16 protein-coding genes and 1 tRNA gene are annotated in these 15,300 nt (G+C 66.9%); 6 read left to right on the top strand and 11 right to left on the bottom strand.

Translation table 11 applies throughout. The annotated features are described in order from the left end of the window. A partial coding sequence (locus ABTZ89_RS22730) for an SCO1167/SCO6262 family helicase (protein ID WP_502949582.1) occupies positions 1 to 2,660 on the bottom strand: 2,660 nt, incomplete at its 3' end. Positions 2,661 to 2,886: 226 nt separating this feature from the next. Between ABTZ89_RS22730 and ABTZ89_RS22725 the strand changes: the two genes are divergently transcribed. Next, entirely contained in the window at positions 2,887 to 3,432 is a 546-nt protein-coding gene (locus tag ABTZ89_RS22725) for a GNAT family N-acetyltransferase (protein WP_351047918.1), read from the top strand. Between the two features lie 115 nt (positions 3,433 to 3,547). Here ABTZ89_RS22725 and ABTZ89_RS22720 read toward each other — a convergent pair whose 3' ends face one another. Together ABTZ89_RS22720 and ABTZ89_RS22715 are read right to left on the bottom strand one after the other, a co-directional pair. Beyond that, positions 3,548 to 3,802 carry a hypothetical protein gene (locus tag ABTZ89_RS22720; RefSeq protein WP_351047916.1) on the bottom strand — a complete coding sequence of 85 codons (255 nt, stop codon included), beginning with the start codon at positions 3,800 to 3,802 and terminating at the stop codon, positions 3,548 to 3,550. 38 nt (positions 3,803 to 3,840) lie between these two features. Then, entirely contained in the window at positions 3,841 to 4,050 is a 210-nt protein-coding gene (locus ABTZ89_RS22715) for an HC3 family zinc finger protein (protein ID WP_351047913.1), read from the bottom strand. A 16-nt stretch (positions 4,051 to 4,066) separates the two neighbouring features. Between ABTZ89_RS22715 and ABTZ89_RS22710 the strand changes: the two genes are divergently transcribed. The 3 genes from ABTZ89_RS22710 (at position 4,067) to ABTZ89_RS22700 (ending at position 6,257) form a co-directional block, all read left to right on the top strand. Continuing rightward, complete coding sequence (locus tag ABTZ89_RS22710; protein WP_351047910.1) at positions 4,067 to 5,077, top strand: helix-turn-helix domain-containing protein; 1,011 nt, start codon at positions 4,067 to 4,069, stop codon at positions 5,075 to 5,077. 20 nt (positions 5,078 to 5,097) lie between these two features. After that, the gene (locus tag ABTZ89_RS22705; protein ID WP_351047908.1) at positions 5,098 to 5,313 is read left to right on the top strand and encodes a DUF397 domain-containing protein; all 216 of its coding nucleotides are present in this window, start codon (positions 5,098 to 5,100) and stop codon (positions 5,311 to 5,313) included. Positions 5,314 to 5,516: 203 nt separating this feature from the next. After that, positions 5,517 to 6,257 carry a cutinase family protein gene (locus tag ABTZ89_RS22700; protein ID WP_351047905.1) on the top strand — a complete coding sequence of 247 codons (741 nt, stop codon included), beginning with the start codon at positions 5,517 to 5,519 and terminating at the stop codon, positions 6,255 to 6,257. A 20-nt stretch (positions 6,258 to 6,277) separates the two neighbouring features. On the opposite strand, the gene ABTZ89_RS22695 is transcribed toward ABTZ89_RS22700, so the two are convergent. Further along, entirely contained in the window at positions 6,278 to 7,927 is a 1,650-nt protein-coding gene (locus ABTZ89_RS22695; protein ID WP_351047903.1) for a hypothetical protein, read from the bottom strand. A gap of 256 nt (positions 7,928 to 8,183) precedes the next feature. Between ABTZ89_RS22695 and ABTZ89_RS22690 the strand changes: the two genes are divergently transcribed. Next, a complete protein-coding gene (locus tag ABTZ89_RS22690; protein ID WP_351047900.1) occupies positions 8,184 to 8,396 on the top strand; it encodes a hypothetical protein in 213 nt (70 codons plus the stop codon). A gap of 35 nt (positions 8,397 to 8,431) precedes the next feature. On the opposite strand, the gene ABTZ89_RS22685 is transcribed toward ABTZ89_RS22690, so the two are convergent. The 7 genes from ABTZ89_RS22685 to ABTZ89_RS22655 form a co-directional block, all read right to left on the bottom strand. Further along, positions 8,432 to 8,505, bottom strand: a tRNA-Leu gene (locus tag ABTZ89_RS22685). 92 nt (positions 8,506 to 8,597) lie between these two features. Next, positions 8,598 to 9,725 (bottom strand): ATP-grasp domain-containing protein, encoded by a 1,128-nt coding sequence (locus ABTZ89_RS22680; RefSeq protein ID WP_351047897.1) that lies wholly within the window; start codon positions 9,723 to 9,725, stop codon positions 8,598 to 8,600. Positions 9,726 to 10,036: 311 nt separating this feature from the next. Then, positions 10,037 to 11,359: an NAD(P)/FAD-dependent oxidoreductase gene (locus tag ABTZ89_RS22675; protein ID WP_351047894.1), complete on the bottom strand. Its 1,323-nt coding sequence runs from the start codon at positions 11,357 to 11,359 to the stop codon at positions 10,037 to 10,039. A 387-nt stretch (positions 11,360 to 11,746) separates the two neighbouring features. Further along, entirely contained in the window at positions 11,747 to 12,181 is a 435-nt protein-coding gene (locus ABTZ89_RS22670) for a type II toxin-antitoxin system VapC family toxin (protein ID WP_270950042.1), read from the bottom strand. Continuing rightward, on the bottom strand, positions 12,163 to 12,543 hold the full coding sequence (locus ABTZ89_RS22665) for a hypothetical protein (RefSeq protein ID WP_270950043.1): 381 nt from the start codon (positions 12,541 to 12,543) through the stop codon (positions 12,163 to 12,165). Before ABTZ89_RS22665 ends, ABTZ89_RS22670 begins: the two co-directional genes overlap by 19 nt. Positions 12,544 to 12,637: 94 nt before the next feature. Continuing rightward, on the bottom strand, positions 12,638 to 13,228 hold the full coding sequence (locus ABTZ89_RS22660) for a DinB family protein (RefSeq protein WP_270950044.1): 591 nt from the start codon (positions 13,226 to 13,228) through the stop codon (positions 12,638 to 12,640). Positions 13,229 to 13,295: 67 nt separating this feature from the next. Beyond that, entirely contained in the window at positions 13,296 to 13,688 is a 393-nt protein-coding gene (locus tag ABTZ89_RS22655) for a winged helix-turn-helix transcriptional regulator (RefSeq protein WP_351047889.1), read from the bottom strand. Positions 13,689 to 13,772: 84 nt separating this feature from the next. On the opposite strand from ABTZ89_RS22655, the gene ABTZ89_RS22650 reads away from it, so the two are divergent. Beyond that, positions 13,773 to 15,300, top strand: a 1,528-nt coding sequence (locus ABTZ89_RS22650; RefSeq protein WP_351047887.1) for an MFS transporter, incomplete at its 3' end; no start/stop codon positions are given.

Below are 15,300 nucleotides of genomic sequence, written 5' to 3'. Positions count from 1 at the left end.
ACCAGTCGCCGAAGCTCGGCGTCGGACAGCTCGCTCAGCGCGGCTTCACCACCCACGATCGCGTCGGCCAATTCCCGCTTGTGCACGAGGAGTTCGCCGATCCGCTCCTCCAACGTCCCCTGCGCCATCAACCGGTGCACCTGCACCGGCTTGTCCTGCCCGATCCGGTGCGCCCGGTCGGCGGCCTGCTCCTCGACGGCCGGATTCCACCAGCGGTCGTAGTGGATGACGTGGTCGGCCCGGGTCAGGTTCAGCCCGGTACCAGCGGCTTTGAGCGAGAGCAGGAACACCGGCACCTCACCGGCCTGGAACCGCTGCACCATCTCGTCGCGCTTGGCCACCGGCGTGCCGCCGTGCAGCAGTTGCGCGGGCACCCCGCGGTCGGCCAGGTGCTTCTCCAGCAACCGCGCCATCTGCACGTACTGCGTGAAGACCAGCACCGCACCGTCTTCGGCGATGATGGTGCCGAGCAGCTCGTCGAGCGCCTGCAACTTCTCCGAGCGAGCGGCCGACGCCGTGCCTTCCTTCAGGTAGTGCGCCGGATGGTTGCACACCTGCTTGAGCCCGACCAGCAGCTTGAGCACCAGACCCCGCCGGGCGATTTCCGTTGTGCTGCCGCGGATTTCGTCCATAGCATCGTCGACGACCCGCTGGTACAGCTCGATCTGCTCGGCGGTGAGGGCGACCAGGTGATCGGTCTCGGTCTTGGGCGGCAGCTCCGGTGCGATGCCCGGATCGCTCTTGCGGCGCCGCAGCAGGAACGGCCGCACCAGCCGGGACAACCGCTGCGCGGTCGCGTTGTCCCGCCCCTCCTCCACCGCTCGACCCCACTCTGCCCGGAACTCACCCATCCGCCCGAGCAGCCCGGGTGAGGTCCAGTCCAAGATCGCCCACAACTCGCTCAGGTCGTTCTCCACCGGCGTACCGGTCAACGCGACCCTGGCGTCCGCGGGGATCTCGCGCAGCGCCTTCGCCGTGCCGCTCGAACGGTTCTTGACGTGCTGAGCCTCGTCGGCGACGACCATTCCCCAGCGGTGCGCGGCCAACGTCGACGCGTCAACGCGCATCGTCCCGTACGTGGTGAGCACGAAACCGCTTGCTGCACCGGCCAAAGACCGCTCCGTCCCGTGGAACCGGCGCACCGGGGTGCCGGGCGCGAACTTCTCGATCTCGCGCGCCCAGTTGCTCAGCAGCGAAGCCGGGCAGACCACCAACGTCGGCCCCGACGCGCGCCGCAGGTGCAGCGAGATCAGCATGATCGTCTTGCCCAGACCCATGTCGTCGGCCAGACATCCGCCGAATCCCAGCGAAGTCATCCGCTCCAACCACCGCAAACCGCGCTGCTGGTAGTCGCGCAAGGTCGCGCTCAGCTCCGACGGCTGCCCGAGCGCCTCCGATCCCCCATCGGGATCGGCGATCCGATCGCCCAGCTCACCGAGCCAACCCGTCCCAACAGCCTCGACGCGCACACCCTCGACCACCGCGCTACCGACCAGCACGCTGCCCAGAGCCGGATAAGCCGGCACCGGCGGCAACGCCCGCTCCCGCGCTTTCCGCGCCAATTCGGGTTCGACCAGCAACCACTGGTCGCGCAGCCGAACCACCGGACGCGACTTGGCCACCAGATCCATCTCGACGTCGGTGAGCGGCGCCCCGCCGAGGGTCAGCTGCCAGGACATCGGCAACGGCGAGGATTCCCGCAGGTAAGCGGCAACATCATCGGGCCGGTCACCGGGCGCGGACACGGCGACCCGCGCATTGAGCTCGCGGGAGAGGTCCGGCGGCCACTCGACGTCGACGCCCATCGCCGCCAACCGCGCCTCGCCACCCCCGAGCAGGTCCACGACGTCCTCGTCGACCAGCTCCAACTCGACCGGCTCAGCTTCGGCCAACAGGCTCTCCAACGGCGACCACGCGCGAGCAGCCCGACGCACCGCGAGCATTGCCTCGAACGTCGCCCGCTCGCCGAAGCCGTGCGCTTCCCCAGCCCACAACGCCTCGGCGTCGATCACCTGCGTCGGATCGGCGAGGTTGCGCAGCCGGACCACAGCGGTGAACGGAGCATCGTCGTAGTCACCGCGCAGCTCCAGCCGCAAGCTCACGCGCAGACCAGCATCAACGCCCACAGCGACCTGCTGCGCCCACTCGCGAAGCTCCTCGTCGGCCGCACAGCCTTCCTGAGCAGCGTAAACCCCAGCAGCGCCCGGAGTCCGAGGCATCACGTCGGCAACCCCGTCGAAGAACGCACGCAGCAGCCCCTCGGCGTCGGGCAACATCAACGGATCAGCGTCCGGATCCACCGGCACCGCCCGCGCACTAGCCGGCATCGCATCGGCCAGCGCACGCAACCGCTCAACGTCGACGACGTCGAACGGCCCCATCCGCCACGCAGCAACACCGCTCTCGTGAACCCCCGGCAACACCCGCCCGCGCGCAACCATGTGCAACGCCAACTTCGCCGCAGCACCCCAAAAAGCCGCAGCCGGATGCACATCCCCATCCAGCGAAACCAACAACGGCAACGCCTCGACCAGCGGAATCCGCCGCACCGGAACGCGCCGAGCAACGACCGCGCCGTCATCCAGCGACGTCACGACCGCATCACCGGACTCCCCGGCCGAGACCTCCACCCCGCCGTCCGGGTCGTGAACGACAAACACCCCCGCCCGCGGAACTCCCCCGACCTCGAACACCACCGCGCACCGACCCAGCCCCACCCGCACCTCCAGATCCGCTATCCCGTACAGCGTACCGTAAACAACACGCCAGGCTTTCCCGTTCCCACGAGTCTTCGTGAGTGGCGATAGTGGCTATTACAACCATCGGCACTCACGAGTCCTGACCAGCGCCGAAAACTGTCGGTTGGCGGTGCGAGACTGCGCTTTCGTGAGCACCCGCAATCCCGTCGTCCTGCAGCAGATCAGCCGCCCCGAGGACGTCGCGCCGGAGTTGGCGCATGCGCTCGTCGACTGCTGGGTGGACGTCACCAACGCCGGTGGAGCAGCCGGATTCCCGTTCCCGCCAGTGGATTCCGACCAGGTCAGACCGGCCGCGGAGCGGATCGTGACGGCACTGGACCCGCAGCTCAGCAGACTGGTCGTGGCAACGGTGGACGACGAGCTGGCGGGCTGGCTCAACGTCCGCCGCGATCCTGATCCGCTGATCGCGCACTGGGGCACGGTCCACCACGTCCAGTCCCACACCAAGTTCCGCGGCCAAGGCATCGGAACAGCCCTGATGACCTTCCTGCGGGAGGTGGCCCGCGACGACATGGGACTGGAACAGCTCCACCTGGTCGCACGAGCAGGCGTCGGCCTGGAGACCTTCTACGGCCGCCTGGGCTGGCAGGAGATCGGCCGCTGGCCCGGCGCCCTCCGCCTGTCCCCCAACGACGACCGCGACGAAATCCTCATGGTCCTGTCCCCGCTTTGAGCCGGACAGGCCGATGGCCGGGCGCGGGGAGGGGAGGCGCGCCCGGCCATCGGGGTGGACTGGTGCAGTGGTCGGGGAGGCAGCCGCACCAGCCCAGCTCAGGGGTGGTCAGAATTCAGATGCGCAGGTGGTGGCGACCCGTGGGCTCGTCATCCGGGTCGCGGTCTGGGAACTGCGGAGGCTCCGGTATCTCCCGATCCCGTTCGGCCTCGACTTGGGCGATGAGGTCCCAGACGTTGTAGGCGCCTTCCCCCGCACCAGCGTGCTGCGCGCGGGTGAGCAGCGGCAGTCGCATCGCGGTGGAGCTGACGAACAGGGCCGCGATCATCGCGTTGATCAGCACGAGTGCGCTCAGGTGAAGCCAGAACATGGTGTTTCCTCCTCGAAGACGAAGGGTGGACGAGCAGGTCAGGTGCGGTCGGCGAGGATCCGCCAGCAGGCCATGCAGGACTTCTCCCGAACCCAATCCACCTCGGTCCGGTCATGAATTTCGGCAGCATCGGCCTCCACGCCGCAGTAGGCAGTGACGACGTCCCCAGCCGGAACTTTCCGCGCCGCGATGGGAAATGCATGACGCCCACCGGTCACCGGACGCCAGATGTAGGTCAGGTACTCCACGAGCTTCCTCCACGCCATGAGCGGAAACTTGAAAGCAAGCTCTCGTGGAATTTCCACACACGCAATCTCCGTGACTCGAAAGGTCCACGACTGCACACGAAAGAGCGACTGCCTGGGACTTTCCATGCCTGCGAAGATCCAAATGGAGAACTGGGCGAAGGAGGAAGCGATGGAAGAGCGGATCAGTCCGACCGTGCGTCTGCGGAGGCTCACCCGCGGGATCCGGCGTTGGCGCGCGGAAGCCGGCCTTCGCCAAGAAGACGTCGCGGCTGCGCTGGACTGGTCGAAGCCGAAGCTCAGCAGGTTCGAGAACGCCGAGAAATCCGCTGGCCCGGCGGAAGTTCTCGCGCTGGCGGCGGTCTACGGCATCCCCGATGCGGAACGGGACCAGTACGTCGCGCTCGCGCTGCAAGCCCGGCAGAAGGGCTGGTGGCAGCGCTACGGCCAGGACGCACTGGCGTCGAACTTCGAGGAGTACATCGGGCTCGAGTCCGAAGCCGCCGAGGTGCACGAGTTCTCCGGCGAGCTGATCCCCGGACTGCTGCAGACCGAGCGCTATGCCGCCGAACTCATGCAGGCGTGGATTCCGAAGGCCGACGAAGTCGTCATGAAGGAACGCACCGACCTTCGCGCACAACGACAGGCACGCCTGCACGAGACGAACCCGCTAACCCTCGGCACCGTCATCCACGAGTCAGCGCTGCGGCAACTGATCGGCGGCCCCGACGGGATGCGCGAACAGCTCAAACACCTCGCGTCCAGCGCAAAGCTGCCCAACGTGACGGTTCAGGTACTGCCGTTCAGCGCCGGAGCGATCCCCGCGCTCGGCGCGCCCTTCATCCTGCTGTCCTTCCCCGACCAGGAAGATCCGGACGTGGCCTTCGCCGAGCACCTCACGGGCAGCATCTACATGGAAGATCCGGACGAGGTCCAGACGTATAGCCTGAACTACAGCGCCTTGCGGTCCAAGGCGCTGAGCCAGAAGGAATCGATCACCTTCCTGAACCGGCTCGCTCGGGAGTTGTAGGCACGGCAAGGGAGCGCGTCATGTTATCCACCCCCGACTTCACTCAGGCCCAGTGGCGCAAGAGCAGCCGAAGCAACGGGGGTGGCGGCGCCTGCATCATGGTGGCGAGCGTTCCGGGGGCTACCGGTGTGAAGGACAGCAAGCTCGGCTCCGCCAGTCCCATTCTTCCCTTCACGACCGAGACCTGGTCGGCCTTCCTGCGCGACGTGAAATCCGGGAAGCACGACCTGCGCTGATTGACGAACTCCAAGACCTCCGCCTGATCGTGATCAGGCGGAGCTTCTCTTTGCGGAGCCTCAGCGGACCAGTGACGTGTCGCCGTGGCCGATGTGGGCATTAGTCCTCTGCACTGCGCCACCTGTCGGAGCGACAGTGCCCGGAGCAGCCTTACGCGCGAAGGTGAACAACCATGCTTCGTCACCGTTCGACGATCTTGCTCATGCTGGTACTGCTGCCGTTGGCACTCATAACGCCGACGGCCACGGGAGCCGGGAAGCAAGAGCCCGTTGTCCACGCAGCGCAGGCTGCTGGATGCCCCTTCACGTTCATCGGCCTGCACGGACTCAACGAAGACAGTTCCTCGCCCACCATCCAGACCGCCTGGACCCAGTTCAACTCGTTGGCGGAGAAAAGAGGACTTCAATCCAGAGCCGTGTTCCTCAACCACCCGAAGCTGACGTTCTCCGAATTTTTCAGCCAAATCGTAGATCAACAGAATCGCGACCCCATCTCGCGCGCCACGGGCGACCTCAAAGATGCTGCGACCAACGCGGCCAACCGCTGCCACCCGGCACGCCTCGTCCTTGTCGGCTATTCGGAAGGCGCATGGATCATCGATCAGTGGATACAAAATGCCGACTCCACCCAGCTGTCTCAAATCGCAGCCGTGCTCGTGCTCGGCGATCCGCAGTGGGACAACGGTGATCACGGACAAGGACTTGCACGGAGGGCCAACATGGGAATCAATCCCTACATTCCTTCAAAGCCGCTGGGGGACCGTTTCACATCGCTATGCCTCCCCCGAGATCCAGTGTGCGGCGAAGGGTACGGCAATGATGTCGTCGGCCAATTCAGAGACGCTCGGAACCTGCAAACAGCTTGCGGGATCCATTGTTCGTACACGAAGAATTCCATTCAGAGCGTGGTGCAAACCCTGGTGACCAATGCCTCGACGAAGTGAACGAGGAACGGGTGCGTATCTCAGCAGCAGTTGGTCATGTTGACGTGGAAGGCGGAACCGTAGCCGCTAGATCCGCTGCCGCCGCCGGTGCCGCTACCGCCGGTGCTGTTCTGACCTCCGCTGCTGCTGCTCGAGTTGCTGTTGCCACCGCAAGGTGAGCACGATCCGCTCTGCTCTCCCTGTTGGCTGTTGCTGTTCGAGTTGCTGTTGCTGTTCGAGTTGTTGCTGTTCTGGTTCTGGCTCCCGTTGCCGTTGGACGCGTTCGAACCGGAGCCGCTGTCTCCGCTGCTGGAGCCCTGGTTCGAGCTGTTGTCCCCGCTGTTCGTGTTCTGACTTCCGCTGTTCGAGTCCTGGTTCCCGGTGTTCGAGTTGCTGTTGCTGTTCGGGTTCTGGTTCAAGTTGCTGTTGGGCGCGCTCGAACCGGAACCGTTGTCCCCACTGCTCGAGTTCTGATTCCCGTTGCCGTTGGACGTGCTCGAACCGGCACCGTTGTCCCCACTGCTGGAGCCTTGGTTCGAGTTGTTCCCGCTGTTCGAGTTCTGATTCCCGCTACCGCTGGACGTGCTCGAACCAGAACCGTTGTCGCCACTGCTGGAGCTGGCGCCTTGGTTCGCGTTGTCCCCGCTGTTGGAGCCCTGGTTCGAGTTGTTGTCCCCGTTTCCCGGGTTTCCGGTGCCGCCTTGAACCGGACCGGGTACAGGAGGAGCTTGCACCGCGGGCGGTGTTGGCGGCGGGATGGCGGGACCGTTCAGGTAATCCCACACGTGGGAGACGAACGTGGCGGTGGCAGCTGCCAGCAGGACCGTGATCAGGACGTCCCAGCCGCCGATCAAACCGGCCAGCCAACCCACGGCGGTTGCCACGCCCCTGATGACCGTTCCGACGAACCCCATGGTCCAGGAAATGGCGTTGCCGCAGGTGACTTCGAGGGTCGCCACCACGCCCCCGACCAGCCCCGCATCGGACGCGACGCTCTGGCTCGACTCGACGGCGGTCGCCTCCAAGGCCCCGACTTCGGGTGCCAAGCCGGCGACGTCGGTCGCGGCGACGCTCTTGAGATCGTCCGCCGCACCCGGCACCGCGGGTTCTTCTGCGGCGGCCACCTCCGCAGCGTTGGCGCCCGCATTCGGCCTGCCTGGTGACGGGAGCGTTGGTGGCACGGTCTCGTCAACGATGTCAGCGGGCCTCGAACTGGGGATTCGGAGCGGTCGTTGCGCAACGGGGTTCCCGTACGGGTTGTTCGTCCATTGCGGTTCTCTGCGGATCTTGTCGACGAAGTCCACGTCCCTCGCCGCGCTGCGCTGCAGCCCCTCCCAGTAGTCCTGGTACGACTCGGCGTCGGCGTACGGGTTGGAGCTGGTGGTTTCGCCGAGGTACCAGGCGCGCAGCTCGTCGGTTCGAGCGGACCAAGAGGTGTAGGACTTGCCTTGCAACGCCTTGAGGTGTTCCAGGTCCCGCTGCGCATTCGAAATGTTTTCCTGCAGCCAGTTCGCCTCGTATTGGTACGTCATCGGGCCTTCGGGGTCGTAGATATCGGTGGGGAGGTGCTTTCCGCTCGACATCTTCAGGAGGAAGGAATTCCGGCAAGCGTTGAAGAATTCCACCTTGTGCTGCGCATCGATGATCGAATTCTGCAGGACCTGGCTGAGCAGCTCCCCCTCGCTCGGCATCGCCGCACCTCCCATCGCGCGGTTGCTCGGCGGGGAATGCACGTCGCCTTGAGCAACCATCCGGCGATCGGTGATCCGCCGCCGTTGCGAACCTCTCGGCTCAAGCACACTCGGCCTGGCACCGCCCGACAGAGCCGAAAGTCACGTCCGGGCAGATGCGCCGAACCCGAGTGCGTCGAGCGGCGGTTTCGGGGCCGTTCGCCCCTGGCGCGCCTGGTCGAGGGGGCCCAACGTCCGGCTCAGGAGGTGGAACGCCATGCCAGCTGTGGTGGCGACCTTGCTCGTCGTAGCCGCAGGAGCGGTCATCGGGCTCGTCGTCGGGCTGATCTCCCAGTTGATCCGGGCGAAGCGGAAGAACGAGAGGCGACGCCCGCGAACGCCGGGACAGCTCGCCGGGATCGGGGCCGTCGTGTCCGGGCTCGTCTGGGCGTTCCTCCAGGCCTTCCCCCAGACCATCCCGTTCAGATGATGCAGAGCCAAAGCGGGCGGTATTGATGCGGAGAGTGCCCCCGGTCGGGTTCGAACCGACACTTGGACGATTTTAAGTCGTCTGCCTCTGCCAATTGGGCTACGGGGGCCTGGTGGTCGGCACAATGCCGGCCGCACCACTACGACGTTGCGGCGCTCGGATCGGTTCCCGGTTCCGGTAATTCGCACCTGGTCGGTTGGTTCAGCACCGGCCCCACCCGCCGGTCGCCGTGGCCGCCAGCTCCTCGAAGCGGGTTCTGATCCAGTCGTGGACCGCCGTGGACACCGCCGTCGAGCCTGCTCTGTGCTCGAACCAGCGCCAGTCGCAGTTGACGTTGACCTCGAGGAACACCCAGTCGTCGCCGACGCCGAGCAGGTCGAAGCCCGCCACGTTCAGCCCCCAGTTCCGGCACAGCTCCAGCAGGCGCTCGGAGAGCTCGGCGGGGACCTCGACCGGTTCGACCACCACCGATTCGGGGTCGACCCACAGCTGCGCCGGGTCCAGCTTCTGCACCTGGAAACCGATCGTGCGGTCGCCGACCACGAACACGCGCAGCTCGCGGTCCGAGTCGAGGTACTGCTGGACCAGCACCGGGGCCGGTTCGAGGGCTTCGCCGGAGCGGCGGATGTCCAGCGGCTGCGGGAACAGGCCGCGCAGCGCGCCCGGCTCGGGTTCGAGCAGGTGGTGGCCGGCCGTCTTGACGATGCAGCGCCCGCCACCGGGCCGGCTCCGGCCGGGCATGGTGGTCACCGAGGTGCGGGGCACCCGCAGGCCGACCGCCGCCGCGTCCTGCAGCTGGGTCAGCCGGTCGAGGTGCTCGCTCACGCGCACCGAGTTCACCCGCTCCCAGTCGTTCCGGCAGGACAGCCAGTTGGCCACCGCCCGCCACTGCTCGCGGACGTAGGCGCCGTGCACCGTGGTCGGGTCGACCGGCACGGCATCGATGTCGAAGTGCCGCCGCCAGACCAGCACCGGGCGCAGCAGCCAGCGGTGGAACTCGACCAGCGGGGTGTCGGCGTAGATGGTGAGCGGCAGGTCCAGGCAGCGGTCGGCGTCGATGCGCACCATGCGCACGTCGTGCTCGGCCAGCGCCAGGGAGAGCTCGTTCATCTCCATGTCGGAGGCGCGGGCGAGCACCAGCACGCACGGCACCGGGTCACCGGGATCGTCCTCCACCAGGTCCGCGGCGAACATCCGCTCCTGGAAGTCCAGCGGGGTGTCGGGGGCTCGGAAGAAGTAGTCCTGGCCCTGCAGCAGCATCGGCGTGGGGCGCAGGGACGGCTCGGAGACACCTCCGGTGTCGGCGGGCTGCCCCTCGGCCGATGCCATCGTCAGTCGTCCTTCTTCCGGAAGACCTTGGCCGCCTCGCGGTAGTCCGCCGCGAAATCGGCGAGCGGACCCTTCTCGACCGCGCCGCTGCGCAACAAGGCAGCCAGTTCCTTCAGCGTCAAGGGATTCACCCCTTCCCCCGCACGACTTACCCGTTCAGGCGAACATCGAGGAACAGTCTTCGATTACTCGCTACGGACTGTCAAGGGTATCTGATCATCAATTAGCCCGCACGGAGCAGAACCTCGACGCAAGAAAGCCGCGTGCCAGTGCGACACGCGGCTTCGTCGCCTCTACCCCGACCGTACAGATCAGCTCTCCGCGGCGCGCTCGAACGCGGCCCGCGGGTTCTGGATCTGGCCCAGGGACACGACTTCCCGCTTGAACAGGAAGGCCAGCGTCCAGTCGATGATGATGCGCAGCTTGCGGTTGAAGGTGGGCATGCGGCTCACGTGGTACGAGCGGTGCATGAACCACGCCACGAAGCCCTTGGCCTTGAAGCCGTAGACGTCGGCGACGCCCTTGTACAGCCCCATGCCGGCGACCGAACCGGCGTAGGCGTGCCGGTACTCCTTGGTCTGCTTCCCGCGCAGCGACGACAGCACGTTCTTGGCGAGCTGGTTGGCCTGCCGGACCGCGTGCTGAGCCGACGGCGCGCAGGTCGCACCGGGGTTCTCGTCGGTCTTGGACAGGTCCGGCACCGCGGCGCAGTCACCGGCGGCCCACACGCCCGGCAGGCCCTCGACCTGCAGGTGCGCGCTGGCCTTGACCCGGCCGCGCTCGTCGAGCGGCAGGTCGCTGTTCTTCAGCACCGGGTTGGCCTTGACACCCGCGTTCCACACCAGGGTGTCGGTGTCGAACTCCGTGCCGTCGGACAGGACCGCGTGACCGCCCTCGACCGACTTCAGGAAGGTGTTCAGGTAGACCTTGATGCCGCGCTCTTCCAGCGCGTTGACGACGTAGACGCCCATCTTCTCGCTGACCTCGGGCATCACCCGGCCAGCGGCTTCGACGAGCACCCAGGACATGTCGTCGGGCTTGATGTTGTTGTAGTAGCGGGTCGCGAAGCGGGCCATGTCCTCCAGCTCCGCCAGCGCCTCGACGCCCGCGAACCCGCCACCGACGAAGGTGAAGGTGAGCAGCCGCTTGCGCAGCTCCTCGTCGTCGGTGTTCGCGGCGGCGTCCATCTTGCCCAGCACGTGGTTGCGCAGGTAGGTCGCTTCGCCAACGGTCTTGAGCCCGATGCCCTCCTCGGCGAGGCCGGGGATCGGCAGCAACCGGGAGACCGAGCCCAGCGCCACGACGAGCACGTCGTAGGCGATCTGCTCGGAACCCGTCTGCGGGTTGTCGACCGTGACGACCTTCTGGTCGTGGTTGATCTCGGTGACAGCGGCGGTGACAACGTGGCACCGCTTCAACACTCGTCGCAGTGGCGCTACCACGTGGCGGGGCTCAACGTTGCCCGCGGCCGCTTCCGGGAGGAAGGGCTGGTAGGTCATGTGCGGCTGAGGATCGACGACCGTCACGGAGGCTTCCCGGCGCCCCAGCTTCTTCTGCAGCTGAAGTGCCGTGTACATGCCGACGTAACCGCCGCCGAGGATGAGAATCCGCGTGGGATCGGATTTACCAGCCATGGTTCACATGGTCGCACCACGTACCGTGTTCGCGCTGCGCCGACCCCCCTTAATGTGACGCCAGTCGCGAGTGGTCTCGATCACGATCAACGCGGCGTGCACGGGAGAACGCGCTGTGTACGCACCCCGGAGGGGTGGTGTGCGGTGGTGTCGCGATGACGCCACCGAGGTGTCATGAGGGCTGGTTCTGGCCACCCTACCGAATCTTGTGCGGCGATGCCCAAACCCGATCACTACCTGTCCGTTTTCCCCAAATTCGTTCACGCGACGTTCACCTCGACCTGCCTACCGGATCAGGACCATTCCCCAGCAACCAATTCGCGCAACTACCCGTCACCACCTGGACCGAACCCCGGTTCAGCCGATGATTCGGCGATCGCGGATCCGTTAGACGTGGCGGACCACTACTCGTTCGCGCTTTGGTCGTTCCGGCTCGTCGACGAGTTGGTTGAGGTCGTCCGGGTCGCTGGTCAGCAGGACCACCGGGCGCGCGAGATCCAGAGCCGTCGCCGCGACGACCGCGTCGATCGCGCAGCGGTGACCGGACAAGCCCGTCGCACCGAGGATTTCTCCAGCTGTGCGGGCGATTTCGGCCGATACCGGAACTACGACGACACGCGAGAGCACTCGATGCACCAAGGCGTCCCGGGCTCCGCCGCGAAGCACTTCCGCCAGGGTTATCGCGCTGACGACGACTCTGGCCCGCCGCGTCCGCGCGATCTCCAGGTACGAACGGGCTCGCGCATCTCCGCTCGCAAGCTTGGCCACCCCCTCGCTGTCCAGGACCAGCGTTCCGCCGGCCGCTACTCGGCGTCCGGCCATGCCGTCCGCGCCTCCGCCAGCAGCTCTTCCGGAAGCTCACCGTGCTCCGCGTCGAGCAGACCCGACAGCTCGGCCAGCAGGTCCAGTTCGAGCTGCTTGGCCACCGCATCGGTCACGTACTGGCTGAACTCGCCTCGCCCCACCCTGCGTTGAACCGCAGCGGTCAAGTCCTCGGGCATCGAAACGCTGACCTTCCGCGCACGCCCCAGCGACCGCGCGTTGCCCGACGAGCCAGCTTCCACGGCATCGTCCCGCGCGGGCTCGTCGAGTTCGCGGTACTGGCTCAGCAGCAGAGCCAACCGCTCGGTGAAGTCCCTCCCCCGCTCATGGCTGCCCGCGGGCTCGTTCGGCAACGCGCTCATGACGAAGATGCTACCGTCGGTGGTAACTTCACCGCTACCTGCGAAGACGCTGGCGAGCGAAGTTCACTCCAGCGTGTTCTCGAACCCGTGGGATTCAGTCCCGGGACGCGTCCTCGGCGACTCGTTCCAGGCGGGCGCGGTAGTCCTCCCACCACGCCTGGTCGGCATCCGGCATGTTGTCGTTGCCGTCGACCAGCCCGACCTGGCCGTCGATGAGCTCCCGGACGATGTCGGCGTGGCCGGTGTGGCGGTCGGTCTCGGCGATCACGTGCACCAGGATCCGGTGCAGCGTCACCTCGTTCCGATCGCTGTACCACCACGGCACCCGGCCCGGCGCGTCCAGCTCCAGGGCGTCGATCGTGGCGTCCGAGTGCGCCCAAGCCCGGCGGTAGAAGTCGACGACCCACTCGCGCGACTCGTCGGCGGTGGCCCACATGTCCGCGTTGCGCTCGGCGTCCGGCCCCAACCAGGGAAGCGGCTCCGGGAACGGCCGGTCGAACACGACGCCGAAGTACCCGGCCTCCATGCTCGCGACGTGCTTGACCAGCCCCAGCAGGTTGGTGCCCGTCGGCGTCAGCGGGCGGCGGACGTCGTACTCGGAGAGTCCGTCGAGCTTCCACAGCAGCGCTTCGCGAGCGGACTTCAGGTACAGCTTCAGATCAGCCTTCGGATCAGATCCCGTCATACCGCGAAACCTCCCACGCAGCACCGACGTTCACCACCGATTTGCGCGGGCTGCGGAGGATGCCCGGTCAGCCAGCGGTTTTCGCGTGCTGCTGGTCGTAGGCCCTGCGGGCCTCCGCGATCGTGGTGCGGTGGCGTTCGGCCCAAGCCGTCAGGCCGGCCAGCGACTCGTGCAGTTCCCGCGCGACGTCGGTGAGCTCGTACTCGACCTTCGGCGGCACCGTCGGGTAGACGGTGCGGATCAGCAGCCCGTCGCGTTCGAGGTTGCGCAGGGTCAGGGTCAGCATGCGCCGGCTGATGCCTTCGACGGTCCGCTCCAGCTCGGTGAACCGGATCGGACCGGCCGCCGCGGCGACCAGCACACCGATGGCCCACTTGCCGCTCACCCGGTCCACGACCTCGGCCAGCGCGCAGGCGTGCTCGCTGAACTGGTCGGACACATCGGTGTTCCTCCGGGACATGAAAGTGCCTCCTTCCAGGTCAGCCCAGGATCACAGAACATCACCCCTGTAACAAATCGTGCACCAAGAGCAGAGGGGAAGTCCGTGTCCACCACGCACCACGACCTGCGGGAGCCGACCAGCCGCAAGCACCGCCCTCGCGCGGTCCTGGCGTTGCTGGCGCTGGCCCAGCTGGTCGTCGCCGTCGACTTCGACATCGTCTTCGTCGCCCTGCCGGAGATCGGGCGCGAACTGGCCTTCAGCCCCCAATCGCTCCAGTGGGTGGTCAGCGCTTACACCGTCGCGCTGGGCGGCTTCCTGCTGGCGGGCGGCCGCGCGGCGGACCGGCTGGGCGCGCGGCGCGTTTTCCTCGTCGGCGCAGTGCTTTTCGGCATCTCTTCGCTGTTCGGCGGCTTGGCCGCGGGGCCGGAGATGCTCGTCGCCTCTCGCGCCGTCCAGGGCCTGGGTGCCGCGCTGCTGATCCCGTCCACGCTCAAGCTGATCAACACCAACTTCGCGGAGGGACCGGCGCGCACGAACGCGCTCGCGGTGTGGGGCATCGCCGGGAGCTCCGGCGCTGCGCTCGGCGCGCTCGGCGGTGGCGTGCTGACCGGATTCCTCGGCTGGGAATGGGTTCTGTTCGTCAACGTCCCGTTCACGATCCTCGCCACGATCGCCGGATTCACCCTGCTGCCCGCGGATCGCAAGCACGTCGGGACGGACTTCCGCGACTTCGACCTGCCGGGCGCGGCGCTGGCGACCGCCGGTTCGACGTCGGTGGTGTTCGAGCTGGTCAACGGCCCCGAGACGGGGTGGGCGACCTTCCGGGCGGCGGGCTGCCTGATCCTCGGCGCAGGGCTGCTCGTGGCGTTCTTCGCGCTCGAGCGACGCTCGCGCAACGCGCTCGTCCCGCTGCACATGTTCCGGAACCGGAACCTCGCGGTGGCGGTCGCCGTGGTCTTCGCGTTCATGAGCGCGATCGCCACCCAGTACTACGTCTTCACCACCTACCTGCAGGAAGTCCTCGGCTACGGCGCGCTGACCACCGGGCTCGGCTTCCTGCCGATGAGCGTGCTGAGCATGATCGGCTCCGGCGTGCTGTTCCCCCCGCCTGTTGAAGCGCTGGGGATTGCGGATCGCGCTGTTCACCGGAATGGCGGGATTCGGCGTGGCCATGGGGATCTTCGCGGCGTGCCTGACCCCCGACGGCTCGTACTGGGCGGTCTTCCCCGGCGTGATCGCCTGGGCGCTGTTCGCGGGCATCGGATTCCCGCCGATCTTCCTGGCCGCATCCACCGGCACGAACGCCGAGCAGCAAGGGGTCGCCGCCGCGCTGACCTCGACGTCGCAGTACATCGGCGGTGCTGTCGGCCTGGCCGTCCTGGTCGGGATCGCCAACACCATCGGCGGCGCCCACGGCTTGCAGGCCGCGGGCTGGATCGGCGCGGCGGCGATGGTCGCGACCGCGTTCCTCACCCTCGCCATCCCGCGTGGTCCGCGTTGACATGCAGCCGATTGGCTGCCTATCTTTTAGGCAGCCAACCGGCTGCATGTTTTGCGGGGAGCGATGGACGAAGTCTTCAAGGCCCTGGCCGACCCGAACCGGCGTCGACTGCTGGACAGCCTCAACACC

It is taken from the genome of Saccharopolyspora sp. NPDC002686, assembly GCF_040295745.1.
GTDB lineage: Bacteria > Actinomycetota > Actinomycetes > Mycobacteriales > Pseudonocardiaceae > Saccharopolyspora > Saccharopolyspora oryzae.
This window is presented reverse-complemented; position numbering and strand designations above follow the sequence as displayed.

Excerpts from the sequence above, each read along its gene's own strand:
- ABTZ89_RS22720 (WP_351047916.1), bottom strand. The coding sequence starts at position 3,802 with ATGTTCTGGCTTCACCTGAGCGCACTCGTGCTGATCAACGCGATGATC.
- ABTZ89_RS22710 (WP_351047910.1), top strand. The coding sequence starts at position 4,067 with ATGAGCGGAAACTTGAAAGCAAGCTCTCGTGGAATTTCCACACACGCA.
- ABTZ89_RS22705 (WP_351047908.1), top strand. The coding sequence starts at position 5,098 with ATGTTATCCACCCCCGACTTCACTCAGGCCCAGTGGCGCAAGAGCAGC.
- ABTZ89_RS22700 (WP_351047905.1), top strand. The coding sequence starts at position 5,517 with ATGCTGGTACTGCTGCCGTTGGCACTCATAACGCCGACGGCCACGGGA.
- ABTZ89_RS22695 (WP_351047903.1), bottom strand. The coding sequence starts at position 7,927 with ATGCCGAGCGAGGGGGAGCTGCTCAGCCAGGTCCTGCAGAATTCGATC.
- ABTZ89_RS22690 (WP_351047900.1), top strand. The coding sequence starts at position 8,184 with ATGCCAGCTGTGGTGGCGACCTTGCTCGTCGTAGCCGCAGGAGCGGTC.
- ABTZ89_RS22680 (WP_351047897.1), bottom strand. The coding sequence starts at position 9,725 with ATGGCATCGGCCGAGGGGCAGCCCGCCGACACCGGAGGTGTCTCCGAG.
- ABTZ89_RS22675 (WP_351047894.1), bottom strand. The coding sequence starts at position 11,359 with ATGGCTGGTAAATCCGATCCCACGCGGATTCTCATCCTCGGCGGCGGT.
- ABTZ89_RS22670 (WP_270950042.1), bottom strand. The coding sequence starts at position 12,181 with ATGGCCGGACGCCGAGTAGCGGCCGGCGGAACGCTGGTCCTGGACAGC.
- ABTZ89_RS22665 (WP_270950043.1), bottom strand. The coding sequence starts at position 12,543 with ATGAGCGCGTTGCCGAACGAGCCCGCGGGCAGCCATGAGCGGGGGAGG.
- ABTZ89_RS22660 (WP_270950044.1), bottom strand. The coding sequence starts at position 13,228 with ATGACGGGATCTGATCCGAAGGCTGATCTGAAGCTGTACCTGAAGTCC.
- ABTZ89_RS22655 (WP_351047889.1), bottom strand. The coding sequence starts at position 13,688 with ATGTCCCGGAGGAACACCGATGTGTCCGACCAGTTCAGCGAGCACGCC.